We start from the raw sequence: 23607 nt of genomic DNA on the forward strand, positions 1-23607 counted from the left end.
AGCTTAAAAGAAGCCATGAGATTGTCAAGCTGCGTATAAACGTACTCGAAGAATGTTTGCGGTGCCAGCTAACGAGAGTGATGTCGGTTACGCTCGTACGCTGTGCTCACGACCCGTCGCCTGCGACGTGGATTCGTCGCGCGGATCGAGAGCCGGCGCGGCATGCTCGGCACCAGCGCCGCCGGACAGGTCCCCGATCCACCTGATGAGGGGCACCAACAGAACCACGGCACCGAAGGCTTCGGCCGCCAGATAAGACCAGCCGATGCCCGCGATGCCCAAGCTCGGGGACAACGTCAACGATCCGGTGACGATGATGATGGTGGCCGCGATCTGGACGAGCACCGCAAGCCGCATACGACGACGGACTCTGGCCAGACCGTCGTACAGGGCCCCGACGACGGACAGCGGGATGGTCACGGCAGCGAGATGGACGATGATGGTCCCGTTCTCGCGGTAGTCGGGGCCGACGATGCCCAGTCCGAACGGTGCGACGACCGCCAGAAAGAACGATCCGCCCACGGCGACGATGCACAGCAGCCCGATGAAGCGTTTGGCGAGCTTGGAGAACTGTTCGGGATGTGCAGCCGCCTCCGCCACGAAGGGGCCGACCAGTACCCCGATCAACACGTAGATGGCGCTCACGATGGACCAGGTGAGCGAGAAGTAGGCATTCTGTTCGGCACCGAGCGTGCTCACCACGATGATCGGGATCATCAGGGGTGCCAAGGTTCCCAGGGCAGTGATGCCGTACGCCGACCCGAAATACGACCACAGCTCTTTACGGGGCGGCAGGTTCGGTGTGAGCTGGTATCGCGGATCGGTGCCGAGCTTCTTCCCGAACGCGCGGAACAGCACTATCGCCGCGATGGCCGCCGGTACCGCCCACGCCGCGATGATGGTGAAACTACGGCCGGTTTCGTACGTGACGGCCAGGACCGCCAACTTCACGACCGCGTGGAAGACATTCTTGGCCGCCGCCCACCGCGCGAAGCCCAGCCCGGACGACGTCTGATCCTGCAGCGCGAACACGGCCAGTACGCCGACGAAAATCGGGAACGTCGCGATCTCGGTCGTGGTGGTGAACAACTCGTCCACCGGGGCCACGACCAAGAACGCGCATCCCAGGACCAGTGCCAGCGACAGCACGGCGGCGTAGCCGCGAAGCACGTAGGACTTGGCCTTCACACCCGCGGTCGGCAGGAACCGCTCGTACATCGAGCCGAGGCTCAGGTTGGACAGCGTCGCGATCATCACCGCCGACGCGATCACCGCCGATGCACTGCCGACTTCTTCGACGGGGAACAGCCGGCCCGCCACGGCCCAGAAGGCCAGACCGAGCGCGCCGGTGGCAATGGTGGAGAACATCATCGCGAACGAGTTCAGTGCGAGATTGCGGCCGGCGGGCTTGGAGCCTGCAACCGCCGTGCCCGACGCCTCGGCCGCGGTGAACATCGGGTCCCCGTCGGGGATCGAATCGGCCGCAGACAGCTGTCCGGGGGGTTGCGACGCCGCGACCGCGAACTCGGGCGGCACCGCGTGAAAAGGCACGGTGCGGCTGTTGAAGCCCATGTCCCATCGGACCTGCTCGACGGGGTAGTAGGTGATCTTGTCGAGTCGGCCGTGATCGGGCGGGGGTACCCGGCGAGCGCGATGTTTCACAACGGCGTCCAGTTCACCTTCACAGGTGGGTCCTGCGGTTCGATGTGGACTCCGAGCGCAGCACCGATCGTCTGCAGCATCTCGGCCCTGACCGTGTCGCGAACATCGCGTCCGAAGAGGGTGTGATCTCCGTCCGTGAACGCCTTCACCACGGGTGGGTGCTCGGGCTCGGCCCGGCGGCGCAACCGATGCAGGCTCTCGGGGCCGCGGTTGTCGAGGAACCACTGCTTGTCGTCCGGGACGAGCAGCACGGACGCGTCGACTCCTTTGCGCTGCAGTTCTCCCAACGAGATTTCGGGAACCTGGATCCAGCCACGACGGCCGAACGCGAGCCACAGTCGGTACGGCATCCGGGGTTGCGACCAGTTCTTGAAGCGAACGGCGGCCGTGTGTGCGCGGTCGAGTGCGATCGCGGTCAATCCCTGCTTCTGGGCGATCGTGGATCTCTTGGTGAAATCGACACGCCGCGTTGTCCATTCGCGCATATTGATCAGGATTGCGGTGTTCAGGCCCTCGCGGTGGGCGGCGTAACCGGCGTACCACGCACCCGAGCACAGACCTGCCGAGACGATCTTGTCGGGCGCTGTTCCCACGGATCGAGCGGCGCACAGTGCGTCGTCGTCGCCGAGTTCGCTGTAGAGCGTGGGTGCGTCGTCGGCACCGACGTCTCCACTCTCTCCGGTACCGCGACGGTCGAAACGGACCGAGGTGATGCCCGCCGTCGCGAGGGTGCGGGCCAACTCGACCCACAGCCGTACCGGTCCGACCCGGTGCTCGTACGCGGTGCCGTACATGACCACGGCAGGACCGCCGGCCGTCGTGGCCACCGCGGTGGTGCGGATGGAGAACAGCTCGTCGTCACCGAGCCGCTCGATGGTTTCGACGACGTCGCCCCGGGGAGTCGAGACCACGGCGGAACGTCGAATCGGAACGGTGACCGGCGTGGTCGTCGACGCGAACGTGGCCTGTACCCAGCGCGCGATCACGTCGATGTCCGGACGCGGAATGACCACGTCCCAGGCAGGTGGTTCGAGGAATGCGTCGTGATTGCGGAGTGTGTGCTCGTCCGCCTGCTGCGCGGACACGAGTCTGCGAACAGGCGTGGCGTCGGCACGTTCGCTGCGCGTGGCAACCAGTACCGGGCAGTCGAGCCGTTCCAGCTTCGACGAATCCAGGGTCGAGAATTCTGCCGCCACTCCGGCATGCAGGACTGCGCCGACGATGGACACTCGCGGGTCCGACTCGTCGTCTCGCGCGACGGTCATCGAGTACAGAGCGCGCTGTTCCCGAAGATACGAGCGGCCACTGACGACCGGATCCCAGAACACCATTCCCGTCAGAGGGCCGCACCGATCCGCCACGGATGCGGCGAGCAGCGAGCCGGCTCGCAGACCCACGACCGCAACATCGCGAACACCGCACTGCCGAACGAAATCGACCGCCGTGACGACGCTGCGTTGCCACTGCTCGACGATGCCGTCGTCGTCCTGTGCACCGGACGAGTCGCCCGTTCCCGGGTAGTCGAAGCGCAGTACGAGCAGGCCTCGAGCGCAGAGGCGCTGAGCCAGGAGGACCAGACCGCGGTACGAGTCGACCTGCTCCTTGCCGAGCGGCGGTGCCAGTACGACGGCACCGCGGGCAACCGATCCCTCGGGAACGTGCACGGCACCGAGCAGCGGCGATGTTGCCGACCCGAACCAGGTGGACTGTCTGCCCGGTACGCCTGCCTCGGTGATCAGTAGCTGTTCGAGCTCGTCGGTACGGTTGTCGGCGGACTCGGATGTCGCCGTATTCGTGGTGTTCACAGCGCGCTCCGATCGCTGGTAGGGATATCGACGTCGGCTACCGACGTCACGAACGAAGCGACCTCGGCCACTTGTCGCGGTCGATACCGTGGGTCCGCAACAGCGCCAGCGCAATACGCTCCATGCCGAAGCCGACGCACGCACTGTGTGCAGGTTCGCCGTCGGCGGTGCTGATGTCGAAGGTGTGGCCGAAGTGATCGCGATGGCAGTTGCACGAGACCACGGCCGTGCCGTCGTCCAGGTCTCCGTACAGCCGCACGACCAGCTCGGTCTTGAGGTTCTCGTTGCGTTGATTGGCCGCGAGCATGCGACCTGCCCGACCGAAGAACGGATCGTTGGCGATCACCGCTTCCGCCTCGAGACCCAGATCGGCCAGTACCTCCAGGCCGCGTTGCACCCACCTCTCCCGGTGGGCGACGGCGTCGTCCGGGGTGCCGACCCGCACGATCTCGTGCATGCGGAAGGCCTGCATGCGAGCAGGGTCGACGGCAGGCTCGTGCCGAAAGCAGTACCCGTAGATGTCGTACGTCGTCCCACCGGACGGGAGTACGGACGGCAACATCGAGTACGACGGGTGACATGCCGCGGACACCAGCATCGTCCCGGCCGACTCGAGGTGGTGATCCCAGTCCTTGCCCTCGGACCGATCGGCGAGCAGCGCGGCATGGGCCTTGTTGTCGCCGTCGAACGTGTTGATGGCACCGGTGAGATTGGGGAACGACGCAATGTAGTCGGTCTTCTCGAACGCTTCCCGCGGGAAGACCGGCGGGAATCGGAACCTGGGCACAGTCGTTCCGTGTTCCGACGCGCTCGCGGCCACGACCCGACGGTCGATCGATTCGATGATGTCCTCGAACTCGCCGGACCGGCCGTACAGACCGAGCACGGACGACGGGATCAGCAAGCCGGCGTCGACGAGCTCTTGCCTGAATTCGCTTCGCGCCGAATCCAGTTCGGAGGTCTTGTCCTGTGTCTGGGTCATCATTTGCCTTTGTAGAGAAGCGCGAGTTGAGAGTTGTGCGCGAGGATGCGTTCGTTGCTGACCATGATCGCCGAGCCGTGCGCGTCGCGGAGGTGCCGTCCGATGCTGAAGTCACCGTCTTCTCGATACCCGGAGATGCCGCAGATCTGCATCGCCTTGCCGACGATGTCGATGACGAGAGTCGACGCCGTCACCTTGACGTTGTTGATCTTGACGGCGAAACCGATGGAACCGAGCTCCTCGGGGGAATCTGCGATGGCCTCGAACTTCGCCGCTGCGCCGAACACGGTGTCGACGAGTTGTTCGTGGGCCACGAACAACTCGGCCAGCCGCAGGGCGGAGGGAGGAGTGACGCCGGGGCTCTTGCTCGCCGCCTTGCGGACGAACTTGCGGGACTTGGACACGGCTGCGTCGGCGATGCCGAGCCAGGCCGAGGCCCACAGCACATGGGCCACCGGAAGCATTGTCTGCGAGGAGATCTCGCCGTAGTTGTCGCGCAGAATGCTCGAGCGGTCGGCAACGGCGTCGAGCTGGAAGCCCGGGCTGCAGGTGCCACGAAACCCGAGAGTGTCCCAGTTGCTGGTGCGTTCGAGGGTGACGTCGGGCTTCTGGCACACCACCAGAACCTGATCGCTCGGCGGGCTGTCCACCGTGCGCCGCGCCGTCGCGAGAACGATCTCGGCGTATTCGCCGTACGAGATCACCGGTGCGGTCTTGGCCAGGTGGATGCGGTCTCCGTCGTACTCGACCGCGCAGCTGCTCGAACGCACGTCGCCGCCGATGTTGATCTCCGTCGTCGCCGACGCGACGAGCGGTTGGTCGGCTGCGATGCGGCGCAGCAACGCGTCGGATGTGGGGGTGCCGCCGTGCCTGACGATGCTCAGGATCTGAGACTGGTGCATGACGAAAATCATTGCCGTCGATGCACATTCGGCACCGAGATCGCGTGCGACCCGGGCGAGCTCGGTGAGGGACAGGCCACCGCCGCCGAGCGCCGTCGGTATCGCGGCGGCGAACAGATTTGCCGAGCGCAGAGCGTCGACGGACTCGGCGGGAAACCTGCCCTCGCGGTCGACCTCGGCCGCGAACGTGCGGAGGGTCTTGAGGACGTCGGTGAGGGGCAGTTGCGCGGGGCGACTGTCGGACGAGACCGTCATGGTCGTCAGCCTGCGAGTTGTGCGACAGCAGCTGCGATCGCGTCGATGCTCGCGAACGTGGACTTCTGCAGCATCGAGTCCGGGAACTCGATGTCGAACTCGTCCTCGAGGCCGATCATGACGTTGACACTCGCGTGCGAGGTCAAGCCACTGTCGTAGAGGTCGGAAGCAGAGTCGATGTCCGACGCGGCGACCGGCATCTTGCCGAGCTTGTCCAGCACGTCCCGAATGCGTGCGTCGAACTGCGTACTGAGTGTTTCCATCGTGACGGACCTCCACCGATCGCTTGGGTACGAGACCGGGCGGCCTCGCAAGTCGTACGGGCCGACGGAAAATATTTCGACCCGCAGTCTCCCCAGACCCGGGTAAACAATATCTCAGATTGTTTGAAGCCGATACCGCATACCGAGTGCAAGTTTCGTGACCTACGTCCCGCATGTCGGTTTTCGGCCCGTTTGCTCGTTTCGGCCACACCGAGCGTGCGTACGATAGGTTCCGATCGTCTGTTCATACGGCAAGCAATCGAAGGACAACACTCGATGGGACCAGTCTGCGGCGTGGCCGTGGAGTCGGACGCCCTGCGCATCGCCTACACCGATGGGGACCGCCGCGTCGTCGAGTCCGTCGATCTCGAGCTCACCGATCCGGACCGTGCGATGCACGACCTGTCCGACCGAATCGGAGCGCGCGGCCCTTTCGACTCCGTCGTCATCACCGGGCGCGAGGCTCGCACCCTGCGCTACACGGATTTCCCGACGTCGGCAGGCCTGGCTGCATCCGTCGAGACGGTCGACGAGCACTACGCGCTACTCGCGTTCGTGCGTTCGCTCGACACCCTCGCCGACGCGACGACCGTGCTGGTGCTCGACCTCGGGAGACGCGGAACGTCGGCCTTGGTTCTGAACACCGCCGAAGAAACCGTCGAATGGCACGACCGAACGGAGTCGTTCGGCGGCGAACGCCTCGACGACGTGGTGCAGGGCCTGGTGATGACCAAGGGGATCCTGCCGGAACCGGAAGGGCCCGAGGGTGTCGCGTCCTATCGCACGTTCTTCCGAGAGCTTCGGGAGCTACTGACCACGTCGGCCGGTGTGCGCGCACCCAACAACGGCCCGATGATCCTCGAACGCGACGAGTTCGAGGCGGTCGCCACCCCACTGATCGACGACATGATCGAGTGGGTCGGTCCCCGGACCCCCGACGCGATCGTGTTGCTGGGAGGAGTGGCCAACAGCCCCCTCGTCCAGCGGCGGGTTCGCGCCACCTGGCCGGTGCCGCTCACCGTCCACGACTCGGTGTCGCCGGTTGCCGAGGGCGCGCTGATCCGGGCTGAAATCGGCTCGAAACAGGCCCCCGATCCGGTAGTGGAACCGTCGCCTGTAGCGGAGGTAGTGGAATCGGAGTCGCCGTCCGAGGTCGAGTCGACGACGCTACCCGAAGAGGAACCGGAACTCGCTCGGGAAGACCCATCGCCACACAGAGTCCGTGGTGTCGGCCGTCGCGGGGTCGCTGCGATTCCTATGTCTTACCTGTCGGACCGCCAGTGGACTCGGCAGGCGGTACTCAAGATCGGTGCCGTGGCGGTGTCGGTCGGAGTCGTGGTTGTCGCGCTGATGTTCGCGCTCTTCGCCGATTTCGACAATGCGCCCAGATCCGTGATCAATACCGACCCCGGTTTCGAGGCGACTCTCGCCGAGATCGCACCCCCGGTCACCGACACGCCTCCACCGGACCAACCGGCTGCGGCGGGACCGACCACTCTGACGTACGAGCAGCTCTACGTCGAGCAATATTCGTACACCGGTGAGATGTACCAGCCTCCCGGCGAGGCGTCCGACATCGGTTTCGGCTTCATCGACACCGAAGCCGAACAAGCAGGCCCGTAGGCACCCTTTAGTGCAGCTCGCCGCGAGACGGTACCGTGTGCGGGTGGACTCCCGATGGGGCGTTCACCGAAACCGCCGAACGAAGTGAGGCCGACGATCGTGACTGTGCTGCTTGGGGTGTCCATGGGGACCCGAGCCGTGCGCACGGCGCAGCCCAGAGCCGACCAGTTCGGAGCCTCCGGCGACACCTCGTCCGCCCTGGTCACCGACGTCGAGAGGCCACTGTTCTTTCGCAACGAACTGATCGACAGTGCCACCGGGGACCTCCCGCACCTGGCCGCCGAATCGATCGGTGCCGCTGCCGAGGTCGAACCCGAACTGTCCACCGGCATCGCCTACCGGGATCCGCGTCAGGCCGATGCACTGCGCGCCGCCTTCGCTGGTGCTCACCTGAACAACTACCACCTGGTCCCCGAGGTCGAGGCTGTCATCGAATACCTCGCCGTCACCGGTGAGGCGCGAGGTGCCGGCTCTGTCGCCCTGTTCGACCTCGGTAGTTCCGGATTGACGGTCAGCGTCGTCGACCTGACGGCGCGCACGGTGACTGCATCTCAGCGCTCCGGCTCCTACAGCGGTGATCTGATCGACGCCTACGTGCGCAACAATCAGCTCCAGCGCCTCGGTAAGCCGGCGACCGACCCCGACATTGCGCTGTTCGAGAAGCGCTGCCGCATCGCCAAGGAACGCCTGTCCACCCAGGACGCCGTGTGCCTGCCCGACGCGAGCGGGATGATCCTGCTGTCTCGGGAGAATTTCGAACTGCTGATCACAGACCTGCTCGACGAGGCGATCGAGTTCGCCCGCGAGGTCATGATCGGTGCCAACGTGCCGATCGACGCGGTCGTGTTGATCGGTGGTGGTGCCCGCATGCCCATCGTCCAGCAGCGCGTGGGCCCACTGCTCGAACTGCCCTCGATCGTGCCGACGGAGCCCGAGACGGTGGCCGCACGCGGAGCAGCGTTGGCCGCGCGGCCGAACTCGCGCACCAGAACCGCTCCGGACCGTACTGCGCGCGACGCGCAGGCACCTGTGCCGAGACGTCGACACACGGACAGCACCGCTGCTGTCTCGCCGATGCCGGTAGCGCCGCCGGTGCCTGTGGTGCCACCTGCGCCCGAGCCGATGATGCCCGCGCGTTCGGAGTCGCAGCATGCCGCACCGCCGGTGGCGACGCCGAACTCGACTCGTCCCGTGCCCGCACGTCCGTGGATCGCTGCCGCATCGGTTACCGAATCTGCTTCTGCAGCAACCGGTTTCGAATCCTCGAAGTTCGCCGACGCGCCCGCCGATATTCCCGAGCCGTCGACCGTGGAGGCTCCTCCTTCGTCGGAATCGACTGCGGTGCACGAGATTTCCGAGAACGGAGTGGGTGACGTCTCTGCTGCTGTCGTGGAAGCGCCTGCAGTACAGCCGGTGTCGCATACGTCCGCCACCGATGCTGCCGCCGACACCGTCGAGGACGGTAAGCCTGTTCCGTTCCAGCTGAAGAACATCTACTGGCTCGACGCCGATTACGACGACGACGACGGTGAAGACGATCGCACTCGCGCACGGCGCAGGCTGCGTACCGGCGGAGTGCTCGCGTTCTGCGCGGCAGCGGTGGTCGCCGTGTCCGGCTTCATGTTCACCCACCAGAACTCTCCGCAGGTAGTGGACACCTCGGTCAGTCGCGACCAAACCGATACTCCGGTGGTCACGACGGTGCCGACGACGACGCCTGCTCCCGTTCTGTTGCCGCCACCGCCTGCGCCGGAACCGACCACCACTGTGGAGCCGACGACCGAGCAGCCGGAAACCACGTGGGAACAGCCGGTCACGACCACCGAGACCACGACGGTCGAGCCGCCGCCGGCACCGGTCGAGTCCGTTCCGCCCGTTACGACGCAGCAGCCGCCGCCGCTGATTCCGGGCTTCCCGGACTTCACGTTGCCGGGCTTCCCGCCGATCGTGCCGCCGGCACCCTGATCGGTTCTACTTGTCCGCGTTCGTGTTTCGCGGCCTGATGTGCTCGAAGATCAAGATGGTCTCGGTCGCTGCGACGGCAGGGTCGGCACTGAGATTCTCGACGACGAAATCGCGCAGGGTGGCCGTGTCGACCGTCGCCACATGCACCAGGAAGTCGTCGGCCCCGGCAATGAAGTAGATGTTCAGCGTCTCCTTCCGGGACGCGATCTTCGAACCGAATTCGCTGATCCGCCGTCGAGCATCCGCTTGCAGCCGAACCGAGATCATGGCCTGAATGCCCTGCCCGAGGGCCTCGGGGTCGATGTCGGCGTGGAAGCCGCGGATGACGCCGCGTTCGACGAGCGCCCGAACTCGGGTGAGGGCAGTGGACGGCGCGATCCCTGCTGCGGCCGCCAGCGCATTGTTCGGTGTGCGTGCGTCTCGACGCAGTTCGTCGAGCAGAATGTGGTCGATTCGGTCCAGGGCGACGGACCGAACATCATTCGATCGAGCCCCCTCATCGACCGGCTGAAATGAACTATCTGCATCCATGGCCCGACGATACAGAATTTTGTTCACATCCATTGCAGCAATTCCGCACATAATTCATAGTTGGCGTACTCACGGAGCGTCGCTTCGGTCACCGCCACTGCAGGAGGACGTCATGAAAATCGGAATTCCACGCGAGATCAAGAACCACGAATACCGGGTGGCCATCACCCCGGCAGGCGTGCACGAACTTGTCTCGCGAGGACACGAAGTGATCATCGAAACCGAAGCCGGCGCCGGTTCGTCGTTCACCGATGCCGATTACAAAGCCGCAGGCGCGCAAATTTTCACCGACGCGGTTGCCGTCTGGGACGCGGCCGATCTCCTGCTCAAGGTCAAAGAACCCATCGCCGAGGAGTATTCACGCCTGCGCAAGGGTCAGGTGCTGTTCACCTACCTGCATCTTGCGGCGTCAAAGGCCTGCACCGACGCGTTGCTGGCGTCGGGCACCACGTCCATTGCCTACGAAACCGTCACGGCCGCAGACGGATCGCTGCCCCTGCTCGCGCCGATGAGCGAAGTTGCCGGCCGTTTGGCACCGCAGGCCGGTGCCTACCACCTGATGTCGAGTGAAGGTGGCCGCGGCGTACTGATGGGTGGCGTACCGGGAGTGCGTCCCGCCAACGTCGTCGTGATCGGAGCCGGCGTCTCCGGAAAGAACGCCACCGCAATCGCTTTCGGTATGCACGCCGACGTCACCGTACTGGATCTCGATGTCCGAGCGCTGCGCGCGATCGACGATCAGTATCGCGGTGCCGTCAAGACAGTGGTGTCGAACGCATACGAACTCGAACAGGCCGTGCTGGCTGCCGATCTGGTCATCGGAGCCGTACTCGTCCCCGGAGCGAAAGCGCCGAAGCTGGTGTCGAACAGCCTGGTTCAGCGCATGAAGCCGGGATCGGTTCTGGTCGACATCGCCATCGATCAGGGCGGCTGCTTCGAGGACTCAGTGGCCACCACCCACGCTGATCCCACCTACAAGGTGCACGAATCCGTTTTCTACTGCGTGGCCAACATGCCCGGAGCCGTGCCACGTACCTCGACGTACGCGCTCACCAATGCCACCCTGCCCTACGTGGTTGCCCTGGCCGACAAGGGTTGGGAAGCCGCCTGCGCCGCGGACCCCGGTCTGAAAGCGGGCCTGAGCACCCATGAGGGTGAGCTGCTGTCCGCGACCGTTGCGGCTGCGTTCGCCTGACCGAGCGGCTTCGCCGCACGTGCACGAAAGATCGGTGCCTGCTACGAGTTTCCACTCACGTGCGGCGAAGCCGCTCTACGCGCTGTGGCGGCCCGAGCCCCGCGATCGTGTGGGTTTGGCCTGCCGCGGCGAAGAGGGCGTCCGCGACGAGGTGAGCGGCCGAGCCAGCAGGACGGCAATGGCAGTCGTGAGCGGTACCGACAGGGCCAGCGCGACGCCACCGACGGACGACCTCACGATTTCGATCGCCACCGCGTCGCCGGTCAACACGTCTCGGATCGACCGGTCGGCGACGCTGAAGAGCAGAAGCAGCGGCAGCGCACCACCGGCGTACGCGAGTACCAGGGTGTAGACGGTACTGGCGATGTGATCGCGCCCCACCCGCATCGCGGCGGTGAAGATCTCGCGCCGCGACGCCGTCTCGTCCACCGATGCCAACTCGAAGGCCGCCGAGGCCTGGGTGATCGTCACGTCGTTGAGCACACCGAGCGAGCCGATGATGAAGCCGGCCAACAGCAGACCGGTGACGCTGACATTGCCGATGTACGTCTGCACCGCGGTGTTCTGTTCCTCCGACAACCCGGTGAGGTGCGTCATCCGAATCGCGACGTAGGACAGGACTGCGGCCACGCCCATCGAGGTCAGTGTGCCCAGTAGCGCCGAGCTGGTGCGCAGATTCACGCCGTGCGCCAGATACAGCACGGCGTAGAGAATGATCGCGCCGGCGACCAGCGCGACCGGAATGGCCGGAGCGCCGTCGAGCAGCGCGGGCAGCATGAACACCACGAGGACGGCGAACGCGATGAGCAGGCCCACCAGCGCGCGGAAGCCCCGCCAGCGGGCCACGACGCAGATGACCACGGCGAACACGCCGACGATCAACCCGAGCGGAAGCCCGCGGGAATAGTCGTTGAAGGAGTATCGGACTCCACCGGAGGGGTCTGTCTGCAGAACCAGCCGGATGTCCTCACCGGCGCTCAGAGTCGGTTGGCCGGGACCCGGCGCGATCTCGAGTACCGTCCTTTTGCCTGCGTCCTCACCGGTGGTGATGTCGACGATGCTGCGCTGACATTCGTACGAGTCGTTGACCGCAGGGGTCGGGTTGCCGGTGAATGCTCGACCTGCGTCGGGACTCCCGCAGGGCCCGATGCTCTGCGAGGTGATGGTGCCCGCCTCGGTGGACACTGCACCGCCACCCGAGGTCTGGAACGGCAGCGGGATGTCGATGCTCTGTTTGCTGGGCCAGAGCGCGAAGGCCCCGGCGATGACGGCTATGGCAATAGCGATCAGCAATCCGACGACGACCTTGGCTGCCACCGGTCCCAACGGCACGGGGGCGTCGCTGTGCCCGTGACCGTGACCCACATGAGAAGTGGATCCCGGCGAGATGCCGTCCGAGGGTTGCGTGCCGTGTGGTTCCACGGTGCAAGGCTAGTACGGGGCCGGATCGGTACCGGCCGGGTACTCGGCCGAGGCGAGGAGCTCGGTGGCGGGGAGCAGGGGGGGCGTCCCCCGCCACCACCTGATCGACCCGGGGGGGGATGGGTACGAACAGGGCTCGCGGGCACCGAAGTGCCGTCCGCCAATGTACAGATGAATCGCGGCGGAGGCGGGATCACCCCGGTGTTTTGTCCATCACTTTCAACTACTTGTCGGTAACTTCGAGCCTCACTGTTTGTACGAGGACAGGAAGTTGCCGAACCTCTCGATCGCAACGGCCAGATCGCGCGCCCACGGCAGCGTCACGATCCGCACGTGATCATGACCGGGCCAGTTGAATCCGGTGCCCTGCACAACCAGGATCTTCTCCTGCAGCAGCAGGTCCTGTACGAGCTTCTCGTCGTCGTAGATCTCGTGCACCTCGGGATCGAGTCGCGGGAATGCGTACAGCGCACCGCGCGGCTTGACGCACGAGACCCCGTGAATGGCGTTGAGCTTCTCCCACGCGACATCTCGCTGCTCGAGCAGCCGCCCGCCGGGCAGGATCAGATCCTCGATGCTCTGATACCCACCCAGAGCAACCTGAATGGCGTGTTGGGCAGGCACATTGGGACACAGACGCGTCGACGCGAGCAGGTCGATACCCTCGATGAACCCCGCGGCGTGCTTCTTCGGGCCGGTGATCGCGAGCCATCCGGCACGGTAGCCGGCCACGCGATACGCCTTGGACAGACCGTTGTACGTCAGGCACAGCAGATCCGGAGCCAGGCTCGCCAGCGAGGTGTGCTCGGCGTCGTCGTAGAGAATCCGGTCGTAGATCTCGTCGGCGAGCAACAGCAGCTGATGCTTGCGCGCCAGATCGACGATGCCCTGCAGGACCTCCTTGGAGTACACCGCACCCGTCGGATTGTTGGGATTGATCACCAGCAGCGCGACGGTCTTCGGAGTGATCTTCGACTCGATGTCGGCGAGATCGGGATTCCACCCGTTCTCCTCGTCGCACATGTAGTGCACCGCATTGCCGCCGGACAGCGTCGTCATCGCCGTCCACAGCGGGTAGTCCGGGGCCGGGATCAAGACCTCGTCGCCGTCGTCCAACAGCGCTTGCATCGTCATCGTGATGAGCTCGGAGACGCCGTTACCGAGGTAGATGTCGTCGACGTCGAGATCGGGGAAGCCCGGTTCGAGTTCGTAGCGCGTGACGATGGCACGTCGAGCCGACAGGATGCCCTTCGACTCCGAGTAGCCCTGGGCCACCGGTAGCGCCGCGATCATGTCTCGCACGATCACGTCTGGAGCCTCGAAGCCGAACGGGGCCGGATTGCCGATGTTGAGCTTCAGGATGCGATGGCCCTCGGCCTCGAGCCGGGCCGCATGCGCGTGTACCGGTCCGCGGATCTCGTACAGCACGTTCTGCAGCTTGGTCGACTGCTGCAACGTGCGATAACGCGGCTGTGGGTGGATCTGCGGAGTGCTCACCCGTCACATCGTGCCAGGTGAGTGCCGTGGGAATCCACGAGGTTGTCGTTCGGGCACCGCTGTTTCACTGGGCCGTGTCGGTGGCAGGTGGAACAATCTCGTTCCATGTGCGGACGGTATGCCAGTACCCGGAGTGACAGCGACCTGCAGGCGGTCTTCGAGATCGCCGAGACAGTGGGCGACGAGGTGCCGCCGTCGTACAACGTGGCCCCGACTCAGACCATCAGGACGGTGCTCGAACGCGCGCCCAAGGACGAACCCGAGTCCGACGCCGTGCGCCAATTGCGTTCGGTGCGATGGGGATTGATTCCGTCGTGGGCGAAGGACGCGAAGATCGGGTCCCGGCTCATCAACGCCAGGTCGGAGACGATCACCGAGAAGCCGTCGTTCAAGAAGGCCGCAAGTCGTCGGCGCTGCATCATTCCGGCCGACGGGTACTACGAGTGGGAGAAGCGCGACGGTGCCAAAGTGCCGTACTTCCTGCACGAGCAGGGCGTGCTGGCGATGGCGGGTCTGTACGAACTGTGGCGAGATCCCACTAAGGCCGACGACGACGAGGACCGCTGGGTCTGGTCGGCCACCGTGCTCACCTCGCCTGCTGCGGACGCCCTCGGGCACATCCACGATCGCTCACCTGTTGTGCTGCCCCCGGAGCTACGGGCGAGCTGGCTCGATCCGACGCTGACGGACCTGAGCGAGGTGTCCGAGCTGCTGGCCGCGATACCGGAGCCGCGGCTCGAGCCCTACGAGGTGAGTACCGCGGTGAACAGTGTGAAGAACAACAGCCCCGAGCTGTTGACTCCGGTCTAGCCCTGACCGTCGGTGCGGTGCCGGCAGATGTCGAGCATCGCGGCTCGTTCGCTCGCAGTCAGGTCGTCGGCCACCGGGGATTCGAGGATGCGCTCGAGTCGCCGGAAGTAGATGGACGCGTCGACACCGAATGCCACGTAGATGTCCTCGGCACTGCCGCCGCCGTACCCATGCCAGGTACGACCGAACGTCAGAATCTCGTGGTCGACGGAGTGGGTGGTGGTCCGGCGCATGATCTCTCCCTCGTGCTGCGTCCCACCATCATCTGTGTCGCGGTTGAAGGTGCGATGAACACCGCGTTACGTGCGTGTGGAGTTCACTAGGGTGGAGCAGGTGACCGCTCTCGCGTACGGATCCTGGCCCTCGCCCATCACCGCAGCCGACCTGTCGTCGGCCGGCCACCCCGTCGAGGGTGGACGATTCGTCGGACACGAAGTCTGGTGGTCCGAGGTGCGGCCCACCGAACAGGGCCGAACCGCGATCTGCCGCCACGTCGACGGACAGGTCGAGGCGATCCTGCCGGCACCGTTCAATGCCCGCACCCGCGTTCACGAATACGGCGGCGGCGCATGGACGGCAACGCCGAACGGCGATCTGGTGTTCGCGGAATTCTCCGATCAACGCATCTACCGACTCACCCCCGGCGACGCACCACTACCGCTCACCCCGGCCCCGGCTGTGGCGTCGAGCATTCGGTACGGGGAGCTGTCGGTGGTCGGTACCGACGTGATCGCCGTCCGCGAGACCCACGACGCCGGAGCCGTCACCCGAGACATCGTCGCGATCGATCTCGGCGGCGGCGGAGTGCGCTCACTGGTCTCGGGATCGAATTTCCTTGCCTACCCCAGGCTTTCACCCGACGGCAGCCGCATCGCGTGGATCGCCTGGAACCACCCGCAGATGCCCTGGGACGGAACAGAACTGCGGGTCGCATCGCTGGCGGATCCGTCGTCGTGGACTGTATTGGCGGGTTCGACCGAGGAATCGGTGTTGCAGCCGGAATGGATCGACGACGAGTCGCTGTACGTCATCAGCGACCGAAGTGGTTGGTGGAACCTGCATTCGGTCACGCTGGACGGTGCAGCGACGCCGGTGTCGACCCTCGATGCAGACTTCGGCGCCCCGCTCTGGCAACTCGGAGCCCGCTGGTACGACGTTCTCGACGACGGCACGCTGCTGACCGTTCGCACCGTCGGGACCGATACGCTCGCCGTTCTCGACCCCGCCACCGGCACCCTCGACGACATCGAACTCGACGGAGTGACTTCGGTGGGGCTCGGGGGACGGCTCGGATCGACGGTTCTGCTCCGGGGCGGCGGTGCGCAGGTGCCGTCGGGACTGTTCGCAGTCGACCTGGCCACCCGCGAATTACGCAGTGTGCGTTCGAGTTTCGAGTCGATACCGGATGTCGAATACCTGCCCGCGGGGCGTCAGGTCACTTTCCAGGGACCGGATCGCGAAGTGCATGCCATCGCGTACGCGCCACGTAACCCGTCCTACGAGGGGCTCGACGGCGAACTACCGCCGTACGTCGCGTTCGTGCACGGCGGTCCTACGGCACACGTGGCACCGGCGTTGAACCCGGTGTTCGCGTACTTCACCAGCCGCGGCATCGGCGTCGTCGATGTGAACTACGGCGGATCCAGTGGTTACGGGCGCGAATACCGTAACCGGTTGCGTGGGCAGTGGGGCGTGGTCGACGTCGAAGACACCATCGCCGCGGTCCGTGGATTGGCCGACGCCGGCCTCGCCGACCCGAACCGGCTGGCCATCGAAGGTGGTTCGGCAGGTGGCTGGACGGTATTGGCCGCGCTCACGTCGTCCGACGTATTCGCCTGCGGTGCTTCGTACTTCGGCGTCGCCGAACTGGAGATGTTCGTCGCCGAGACGCACGATTTCGAGTCCCGCTACATCGACGGGCTCATCGGGCCGCTGCCCGAGGCCCTCGACCTGTATCGCACTCGCGCGCCGGTGAACAACGTCGACGGACTCTCGTGCCCGGTACTGCTGCTGCAGGGTCTCGACGATCCCATCGTGCCGCCCTCGCAGGCCGAGCGATTCCGAGACGCCATGGTGGAGAAGGGAATACCGCACGCCTACCTCACGTACGCCGGTGAGTCGCACGGATTCCGCAAACTCGAAACTCAGGTGAACGCCCGAGAATCGGAACTGTCGTTCTACGGGCAGGTCATGGGATTCACCCCACCCGGAATCCCCGAACTGGAGCTGTGGCGCCCGTCTAGCTGAGTGGTGGGTGTGCGCGCTTTGCCTCGAGAAATTCGAGCAGCGCGCTGGGGATCGCGCAGTACTTGCTGTTGCCGACGGACAGTTTGCTGCCCGCCTCGAACGCCGCCTTCGACGGGCCGTTGTGCTCGATCACCAATGCACAGAGGCGCTCGTCGGTGCGGCCGGACTCGCAGCACTTCTCGACATGCGCTCGATCGTCGGGCGAGAGCGCCGTCCACCACTCGTCGTAGCGGCGAAAGAGCTTGTCCGCGTCGTCGGTCATGCCTGCTCCTACTTCTTCGGGTATGCAGTTCGGTTCCGACCATACTCACGATGTCCGATTCGTCCACCGCCGCGGGGGTCCAGCAGGGACTTCACACCCCTACCGACGACTGCGCGCCCCTGCTCTGAAGTGAGCAGGGGCGCGCAGTCGGTAACAAGGGTGGGAGGTTACTTCCGGCGACCCGGAACCTTTGCACCCGGAGCGAATCCGAGTCCACCGGCCTTCGGCTTGGGCGGAGTGCGATCATCCGAACCGTTGGATGTGGTCTCGGCCGCAGTGTCCGACGCTTCTGCCTTCGGAGCCTCTGTTTCCGGTACCTCGGCCTCTGGCGCTTCGGTAACCGGTGCTTCCGTGATCGGTGCCTCAGCTTCCGGTGTCGGCTCGGCCTTTTCGGGCTCTGCTGCAGCCGGCTCGGCTGGTGTCGCCGCAGGTGCAGCGGCGGCCGCACCCGGTGTCCGCGCGCCCGGCTTCTTGAATCCGGACTTCACGGCCAGACCCTTGGGCTGGACGGTCGGCTTGGACTCTGCTGCTACGGATTCGGTTGCAGCAGGCTCCGTTGCAGCAGCCTCGGTGGCGGATGCCTCGGACGCCGTGGCCTCGGTAGCCGGTGCTTCAGCAGTAGGAGCCTCGGACGCAGGGGCTTCGGTAGCAGGCTTGCCCGGTGCCTTGGCTCCCGGCTTCTTGAATCCGGACTTGACGGCCAGACCCTTGGGCTGGACGGTCGGCTTGGATTCTGTGGCTACGGATTCAGTTGCAGCAGAAGGTGATTCCGCTGCATCATCGGCCGCTTCCGGGGCGGGTGTCGACGCCGCAGGAGCAGCGTCGGCGGGCTTGCCGGGTGCCTTCGCGCCGGGCTTCTTGAATCCGGACTTGACGGCCAGACCCTTGGGTTTGACGGTTGGAGTCGACTCGGAGGCCTCTGCGGGAGCAGGTGCTTCGGTTGCCGCGGGAGCGTCGGCAGGTGCCGGGGCAGCCGCCTTCGCGCCGGGTGCCTTGCCCTTCATCTGCAGACCCTTGCCACCGGGTGCCTTGCCACCGGCCAAACCGAGGCCCTTGGGCTTCGATGCGTCCGCGGCGGTATCGGCCGAGTGCCCCGACGTCTTGTCGGCTTCGGCGTTGGCGGGCGCAGAACCGGGTGCCTTGGCTCCGGGAGCTTTCGCAAGTCCCTTCATCTTCAGGCCACCAGCAGCCTTGGCCGGCTGCGCCTTCTTCGTCTCGGCTTCGGGATCGCCGCCTTCGGCTGCGACCTCGATCTCCTCGACGCGCCCCTTCTCCTCGACGGCTGCGACCTTTTCGGTGGCCAGCTTCTCTTCGGGAGTCTGTTCGCGCGGGATGACCTTGATGTTCTCGGCCAATACCGAGGACTCGACGCGGGTGATCGATTCGAGCATCAGCTGCGCGACGTCGACGACCTCGACGCCCTCGTGTGCCCCGCCTTCCTGCCGTGCGGTGACACCGTCGGTGAGCATGACGCGGCAGAACGGGCAACCCGTGGCGATCTTCTTCGGGTTGGTCGCAAGCGCCTCGTCGACCCGGTCGATGTTGATGCGCTTGCCGATGTTCTCTTCCATCCACATACGAGCGCCACCGGCACCACAGCACATGGACCGCTCACCGTGACGCGGCATCTCCTTGAGGTTGGAGCCCGACGCGGCCATCAGCTCACGCGGGGCGTCGTACACCTTGTTGTGCCGGCCGAGGTAGCACGGATCGTGGTAGGTGATGTCCTGGCTGACCGAGGCCACCGGGATCAGCTTCTTCTGCCGCACGAGACGGTTGAGCAGCTGCGTGTGGTGGACCACCTCGTAGTCACCGCCGACCTGCGGATACTCGTTGCCGAGTGCGTTGAAGCAGTGGGCGCAGGTGACGACGATCTTGCGCTTGCTCTGCTCGACGCCGTCGAACACGTTGTTCAGCGTCTCGATGTTCTGCATCGCGAGCTGCTGGAACAGGAACTCGTTGCCCGCACGGCGAGCGGAGTCGCCGGTGCAGGTCTCATCGGCACCGAGCACTATGAACTTCACGCCTGCGGTGGCGAGCAGCTCGGCGACGGCCTTCGTGGTCTTCTTGGCACGGTCCTCGTAGGCTCCGGCGCAGCCGACCCAGAAGAGGTACTCGTAGTCCTGGAACGAGTCGGCGTCCTGGCCGAAGACCGGGATGTCGAAGTCCATCTCGTTGATCCAGTTGAGGCGGTCCTTGGAGTTCTGGCCCCACGGGTTGCCCTTGTTCTCCAGGTTCTTGAACAAGCCGGCGAGCTCGGACGGGAACTCGGACTCGATCAGCACCTGGTACCGGCGCATGTCGATGATGTGGTCGACGTGTTCGATGTCGACCGGGCACTGCTCGACGCACGCACCGCAGGTGGTGCAGCTCCACAGCACCTCGGGATCGATGATGCCGCCTTCGATGGCGTCGGCGACGAGCTTGCGATCGGCTTCGTCGCGAGCATTCTGCGGAATGGCGTCGAGGGCCTTCTGGTCCACGTTGCCCTCGGCATCGACGAGTCCGACCTCGTCGCCGGCCATGTCCTTCTTGCCGCCGGCCAGCAGGTACGGGGCCTTGGCGTGGCTGTGATCGCGCAGCGACATGATCAGCAGCTTGGGGGAGAGGGGCTTGCCGGTGTTCCAGGCGGGGCACTGCGACTGGCAGCGGCCGCACTCGGTGCACGTGGTGAAGTCGAGCCAGCCCTTCCAGCTGAAGTCCTCGATCTTGCCTGCGCCGAACGCGTCGACGTCGGGATCGGCCTCTTCCATCTCGAGGACCTTGCCGCCGGACATCATCGGCTTGGCGGCGCCGAGGGCGACGGTGCCGTCGTCCATACGCTTGAAGTAGATATTGGGGAAGGCCGTGAAGCGGTGCCACGCGACGCCCCAGTTGATGCGGGTACCGACGATGTAGAGCCAGACCATGCCGGACATCAATTTGATCAGAGCAAAGATCGACACCATGTTGGAGTTGGCCGGCAACAGCTCGGCGAGGCGCATCGTGAAGAAGTCGGTGTAGGGGTTCGCGTGTCCGTAGGTGGCGATCTTGCCCGCCTTGACGAACACCATGCCCAGGCCCTCGATGAGGACAACGGCCTCGACGAAGTAGGCGGCCTTGAACCCGGAGCCGGCGAAGCGTGACTGACGCTCGGGCTTACGCGGGTGGTTGAGCTGGCGAATGATGATCAGCGTGGTGATGCCGATGACGGTGCCGAGCCCGAGAATCTCGTCCATCAGGTGGTAGACGGCGGTGTCGCCGACGATGGGCCAGTGGAACTCGGGGTTGAACGTCTGTCCGTAGGCCTCGAACCAGAACACGGACCCGACCATGAAGCCGATCATCACCAGCCAGTGCGCCCAGCCGACGGTGCGGAACTTGACCATCTTGGTGTGCGCGGCGAACTCGATGATCATCTGCTTGAAGCGGGGGACGATCGGTCGCCAACGGTCGGGTGCCGGCTGACCCAGCCTCACGATGTTGAACATGCGCAGGGCGCCACGAATGAAGGCGTACCAACACACGAGGCTGAGCAGAGCACCGACTGTGCCCAACGTGATCGTCAGGGCGTTCATGTCGCGGCCTTTCGTTCAGTGGCAGCTGGAGCAGCTACCGCGGGTCCAGCCCGTCGAGAGGAATACAGCGATGTTACCTGCCAGTAGATCGCGAAATCTACCGACGGGTAACTTAGGTCAGAATCGCCTGGAGCGACGCTGGTGGTTGCGCGCACGAGACCGTCCGACGGGTGGGCTGAACTCGTCAGTAGGTTGTCGCCCGCATCACGTTAGGCGTACGGGCTTGTGACTCCTGCGAGAAGGCAGACCTAACCCGGCCGAATCGGCCCGATGCCCGAGGTTTACCGACGGCTGCGCCGTGGAAGACGAGTCCCGCGAAACCGAACAAAAGTGCGGTCTTTCTGTCCGATTTGGGCGTTGTGATTGTTCATAACTTTTCGGACACGGTAAAGGGTCGGTAGCACAACGACCGGTCTGATTGATGGTTTACACTGCCTGTGGACCAGAGGTGCGAGGACGTCATTCGGGGTGATGTCGCGTTCGACGGTTTGCCGCCAAAAGCACTGCAGCACATGCACAGAAACGGAACACAACACCACATGAAACTCAGCAAACTGGTCGTCACCTCGGCTCTCGTAGCAGTTGCTACGGGTCTGGCCAGCGGAACCGCCTACGCGCAGCCCGACACCAGCGCCACGACCCCCGACACGAACTACTCCGTCGAGCTCGAAGACCGCACCATCGTCACCACCATCGATGCGGGCGTCTTCAAGGTTGCCGACGACGGCAAGACCGTCGACGTCCTCGACGCCGCCGACAACACACTCGTCACCCTCCCGCTGTCGTTCAACCTCGGCGGACTGAACTTCCCGTACGAGCAGAACGTCGACGACAACGGCAAGACCCTGCGTCTGGTGCCGCAGCTCGACCTCTCAAAGGCCTCGGCCAACTCGCGCAGCATCGGCGCGACGACGGTCGCCTCGCCCGAGGAAAACCTCAAGGCGCAGCAGAACTTCTCGTCGCAGCTCGGAATTGCTACCGCGATTGGAACCCTGACCGGTTCCGCAATCGGTGCGGTGATCGGTTGCATTGTGACTCTCCCCGCAGGCTGCATCCCCGGCTTGGTGACCGGTGCGGGAGCAGGTGGAATCATCGGCACCATCGCTGTCGGCGGGCCCGGCTTGGTCGTTGCCGGAATCGATCTGCTCAACACGTTGAACGCTGCTCCCGGAACGTCGGTCTGGGCCAAGTAGTCACAGCGCATTCTTCGAAAGAACCCACGATCTCGTCGAGGTCGTGGGTTCTTTTGTGTTGTCAGGCAGCAGGATTGGTGGCGACGGCCGCGGTCGATGCGTCGGCTTCGAGGAATGCGATGGGCGTCGAGCAGGCGGCGCGCAGTGCCCGTCGGATGGTGTCGGCATCGACGACGTGCGAGTGGAACGACGCGGCGACGCGAATGGAGTCGCGTAGCCGTGCGGTCGTCAGGGTGATGTGTCCGTGGCTCGCGGGTGCCACCATGACTCGGTACGAGCCCTGTGTCTCGCCGACGAAGGCGATGTCGTTCAATCGGGCATGCCGGCCCATGTCGGACAAGGCCAGACGGATGGTGTCGGGTGCGGTGGGCGGCAGGGTGTCGGTCGCGCGGCCGGAGCGCAACCTGGCCAGTTTCGAGCGAAGTGCGACCAGCATCAGGTTTGCGATCGGGTGCCCGCAGTCGATGATTCGTCGCCATTGGCGGGACAGTAGAACGGTGTCGGTCGTGTCGGGGAGGTAGACGTCGATACCGGCCGACAGGTTCGCAAGGGTGGTCAGCTCGGGTGGTAGGTACCGGCGGACGTCGAACAGCACTTTGGCGACATCGTCGACGGCCAGTCCTTCGGCGCGCAGTGCGGCATCGAGGGCGGCGAAGAACAGGATGGAGATCGACTGTCCGGGTCGGTGGTCGCCTCGCCACCTCGCCAGTTCTCGGGTGCACTCGATCGTGGCGGCCGCGGCCACCACCTCGACGGGTGACCCTGCGGCGGTCGATGCCGCCTGTGTAGACGCCGTCTGCGTGGACCCGTGACCGGCCGACCCGCCACCCGCATGCTTGCGGCCGCACACGCTGATACCCGGGAGAACGCGCGAGCGCAGTAGCCGCGTAACTCGCCTGGGATCGGTTCCGAAACAGCGCATCGCTGCTACGGCGAGCGGGTGACGCGTCTGCGCTGATGTCGCCCAGCGAGGCACGATGCCGTTGCGAGCGTCGGCATCAGCGAGTGTGTGGGAGAGGTTGATGATCATCTGACCGTCGCCGAGCCCGTGATCCATGTAGAACACCACGTGGTCGCCGCGCACCGTGATGGACAGTGGCTCGGCGGGGTCGTGCGTGGCCAGTAGCTGCGACATCGCGGTGTCGTAGTCGTCCTCGGTGATCGCGGAGTCTTCCCGGACGGCGTTCAGCGGGGCGTCGGGATCGTATCGCCAGCGACGGGTGCCGGAATCTGGACGTAGGCCCACTCGCGCGGCCGGGCCGATGCTCATCGTCGTGCGTAGCGCCCGGCGGATGCCGTCGACGCCACCATGATCGACAGGACCGAAAGCCACCACGGTCCAGTTACCCGCAAGCGCGACATCGGTCTCGTGAACCGTGACGTGCGAGGGAAAGACCACGTTCATCGCGTAGGTCCCTTCCGATAGACGGCTTTAC

The 23607-nt window shown here is 65.1% G+C and carries 18 protein-coding genes; 6 read left to right on the forward strand and 12 right to left on the reverse strand.

All coding sequences use genetic code 11. The features are described from left to right. Positions 1 to 87 precede the first annotated feature (87 nt). From ASH04_RS11500 to ASH04_RS11520, 5 genes are read right to left on the reverse strand one after another with little or no spacing between them, the layout of a single operon-like run. Positions 88 to 1662, reverse strand: a complete 1575-nt coding sequence (locus tag ASH04_RS11500) for a lipopolysaccharide biosynthesis protein (protein WP_052057068.1) — start codon at positions 1660 to 1662, stop codon at positions 88 to 90. Then, a complete protein-coding gene (locus ASH04_RS11505; protein ID WP_057473568.1) occupies positions 1659 to 3467 on the reverse strand; it encodes an alpha/beta hydrolase in 1809 nt (602 codons plus the stop codon). The genes ASH04_RS11500 and ASH04_RS11505 overlap by 4 nt, the downstream gene beginning before the upstream one ends. Before the next feature lie 46 nt (positions 3468 to 3513). Then, positions 3514 to 4452: an amino acid--[acyl-carrier-protein] ligase gene (locus ASH04_RS11510; RefSeq protein WP_057473569.1), complete on the reverse strand. Its 939-nt coding sequence runs from the start codon at positions 4450 to 4452 to the stop codon at positions 3514 to 3516. Next, positions 4449 to 5606, reverse strand: coding sequence for an acyl-CoA dehydrogenase family protein (locus ASH04_RS11515; protein WP_027495628.1), 1158 nt, complete (start codon positions 5604 to 5606; stop codon positions 4449 to 4451). Before ASH04_RS11515 ends, ASH04_RS11510 begins: the two co-directional genes overlap by 4 nt. Positions 5607 to 5611: 5 nt before the next feature. Next, positions 5612 to 5869, reverse strand: coding sequence for an acyl carrier protein (locus ASH04_RS11520; RefSeq protein ID WP_027495629.1), 258 nt, complete (start codon positions 5867 to 5869; stop codon positions 5612 to 5614). Positions 5870 to 6145: 276 nt separating this feature from the next. Between ASH04_RS11520 and ASH04_RS11525 the strand changes: the two genes are divergently transcribed. Together ASH04_RS11525 and ASH04_RS11530 are read left to right on the forward strand one after the other, a co-directional pair. Continuing rightward, on the forward strand, positions 6146 to 7492 hold the full coding sequence (locus ASH04_RS11525; protein ID WP_156394529.1) for a hypothetical protein: 1347 nt from the start codon (positions 6146 to 6148) through the stop codon (positions 7490 to 7492). Between the two features lie 99 nt (positions 7493 to 7591). Continuing rightward, positions 7592 to 9457 (forward strand): Hsp70 family protein, encoded by a 1866-nt coding sequence (locus ASH04_RS11530; RefSeq protein WP_082519277.1) that lies wholly within the window; start codon positions 7592 to 7594, stop codon positions 9455 to 9457. A 6-nt stretch (positions 9458 to 9463) separates the two neighbouring features. Here the strand turns inward: ASH04_RS11530 and ASH04_RS11535 are convergent, their stop codons facing one another. Continuing rightward, entirely contained in the window at positions 9464 to 9988 is a 525-nt protein-coding gene (locus tag ASH04_RS11535) for an Lrp/AsnC family transcriptional regulator (protein ID WP_027495632.1), read from the reverse strand. Between the two features lie 112 nt (positions 9989 to 10100). On the opposite strand from ASH04_RS11535, the gene ald reads away from it, so the two are divergent. Beyond that, positions 10101 to 11183 carry an alanine dehydrogenase gene (gene ald, locus ASH04_RS11540; RefSeq protein ID WP_057473572.1) on the forward strand — a complete coding sequence of 361 codons (1083 nt, stop codon included), beginning with the start codon at positions 10101 to 10103 and terminating at the stop codon, positions 11181 to 11183. Between the two features lie 75 nt (positions 11184 to 11258). Here ald and ASH04_RS11545 read toward each other — a convergent pair whose 3' ends face one another. Together ASH04_RS11545 and ASH04_RS11550 are read right to left on the reverse strand one after the other, a co-directional pair. Beyond that, the gene (locus ASH04_RS11545) at positions 11259 to 12605 is read right to left on the reverse strand and encodes a YibE/F family protein (protein ID WP_235579995.1); all 1347 of its coding nucleotides are present in this window, start codon (positions 12603 to 12605) and stop codon (positions 11259 to 11261) included. A gap of 246 nt (positions 12606 to 12851) precedes the next feature. After that, entirely contained in the window at positions 12852 to 14102 is a 1251-nt protein-coding gene (locus tag ASH04_RS11550) for a pyridoxal phosphate-dependent aminotransferase (protein ID WP_057473573.1), read from the reverse strand. Positions 14103 to 14207: 105 nt separating this feature from the next. Between ASH04_RS11550 and ASH04_RS11555 the strand changes: the two genes are divergently transcribed. Next, a complete protein-coding gene (locus ASH04_RS11555; RefSeq protein ID WP_057473574.1) occupies positions 14208 to 14912 on the forward strand; it encodes an SOS response-associated peptidase in 705 nt (234 codons plus the stop codon). Here ASH04_RS11555 and ASH04_RS11560 read toward each other — a convergent pair. Beyond that, entirely contained in the window at positions 14909 to 15145 is a 237-nt protein-coding gene (locus ASH04_RS11560; protein WP_057473575.1) for a DUF3263 domain-containing protein, read from the reverse strand. The two genes, ASH04_RS11555 and ASH04_RS11560, sit on opposite strands and share 4 nt — an antisense overlap. Before the next feature lie 100 nt (positions 15146 to 15245). On the opposite strand from ASH04_RS11560, the gene ASH04_RS11565 reads away from it, so the two are divergent. After that, a complete protein-coding gene (locus ASH04_RS11565; RefSeq protein WP_057473923.1) occupies positions 15246 to 17159 on the forward strand; it encodes a dipeptidyl-peptidase 5 in 1914 nt (637 codons plus the stop codon). On the opposite strand, the gene ASH04_RS11570 is transcribed toward ASH04_RS11565, so the two are convergent. Further along, positions 17152 to 17421, reverse strand: coding sequence for a hypothetical protein (locus tag ASH04_RS11570; protein ID WP_027495639.1), 270 nt, complete (start codon positions 17419 to 17421; stop codon positions 17152 to 17154). The two genes, ASH04_RS11565 and ASH04_RS11570, sit on opposite strands and share 8 nt — an antisense overlap. A gap of 167 nt (positions 17422 to 17588) precedes the next feature. After that, a complete protein-coding gene (locus tag ASH04_RS11575; protein WP_057473576.1) occupies positions 17589 to 20978 on the reverse strand; it encodes a (Fe-S)-binding protein in 3390 nt (1129 codons plus the stop codon). Between the two features lie 539 nt (positions 20979 to 21517). Here ASH04_RS11575 and ASH04_RS11580 point away from each other — a divergent pair. After that, on the forward strand, positions 21518 to 22171 hold the full coding sequence (locus tag ASH04_RS11580; protein WP_057473924.1) for a hypothetical protein: 654 nt from the start codon (positions 21518 to 21520) through the stop codon (positions 22169 to 22171). 61 nt (positions 22172 to 22232) lie between these two features. On the opposite strand, the gene ASH04_RS11585 is transcribed toward ASH04_RS11580, so the two are convergent. Continuing rightward, positions 22233 to 23576 carry a hypothetical protein gene (locus ASH04_RS11585; RefSeq protein ID WP_057473577.1) on the reverse strand — a complete coding sequence of 448 codons (1344 nt, stop codon included), beginning with the start codon at positions 23574 to 23576 and terminating at the stop codon, positions 22233 to 22235. Between the last annotated feature and the right edge of the window lie 31 nt (positions 23577 to 23607).

It is taken from the genome of Rhodococcus sp. Leaf233, from assembly GCF_001426165.1.
Lineage (GTDB): Bacteria > Actinomycetota > Actinomycetes > Mycobacteriales > Mycobacteriaceae > Rhodococcoides > Rhodococcoides fascians.

Excerpts from the sequence above, each read along its gene's own strand:
- ASH04_RS11510 (WP_057473569.1), bottom strand. The coding sequence starts at position 4,452 with ATGATGACCCAGACACAGGACAAGACCTCCGAACTGGATTCGGCGCGA.
- ASH04_RS11515 (WP_027495628.1), bottom strand. The coding sequence starts at position 5,606 with ATGACGGTCTCGTCCGACAGTCGCCCCGCGCAACTGCCCCTCACCGAC.
- ASH04_RS11520 (WP_027495629.1), bottom strand. The coding sequence starts at position 5,869 with ATGGAAACACTCAGTACGCAGTTCGACGCACGCATTCGGGACGTGCTG.
- ASH04_RS11525 (WP_156394529.1), top strand. The coding sequence starts at position 6,146 with ATGGGACCAGTCTGCGGCGTGGCCGTGGAGTCGGACGCCCTGCGCATC.
- ASH04_RS11535 (WP_027495632.1), bottom strand. The coding sequence starts at position 9,988 with ATGGATGCAGATAGTTCATTTCAGCCGGTCGATGAGGGGGCTCGATCG.
- ald (WP_057473572.1), top strand. The coding sequence starts at position 10,101 with ATGAAAATCGGAATTCCACGCGAGATCAAGAACCACGAATACCGGGTG.
- ASH04_RS11555 (WP_057473574.1), top strand. The coding sequence starts at position 14,208 with ATGTGCGGACGGTATGCCAGTACCCGGAGTGACAGCGACCTGCAGGCG.
- ASH04_RS11560 (WP_057473575.1), bottom strand. The coding sequence starts at position 15,145 with ATGCGCCGGACCACCACCCACTCCGTCGACCACGAGATTCTGACGTTC.
- ASH04_RS11570 (WP_027495639.1), bottom strand. The coding sequence starts at position 17,421 with ATGACCGACGACGCGGACAAGCTCTTTCGCCGCTACGACGAGTGGTGG.
- ASH04_RS11575 (WP_057473576.1), bottom strand. The coding sequence starts at position 20,978 with ATGAACGCCCTGACGATCACGTTGGGCACAGTCGGTGCTCTGCTCAGC.
- ASH04_RS11580 (WP_057473924.1), top strand. The coding sequence starts at position 21,518 with ATGAAACTCAGCAAACTGGTCGTCACCTCGGCTCTCGTAGCAGTTGCT.
- ASH04_RS11585 (WP_057473577.1), bottom strand. The coding sequence starts at position 23,576 with ATGAACGTGGTCTTTCCCTCGCACGTCACGGTTCACGAGACCGATGTC.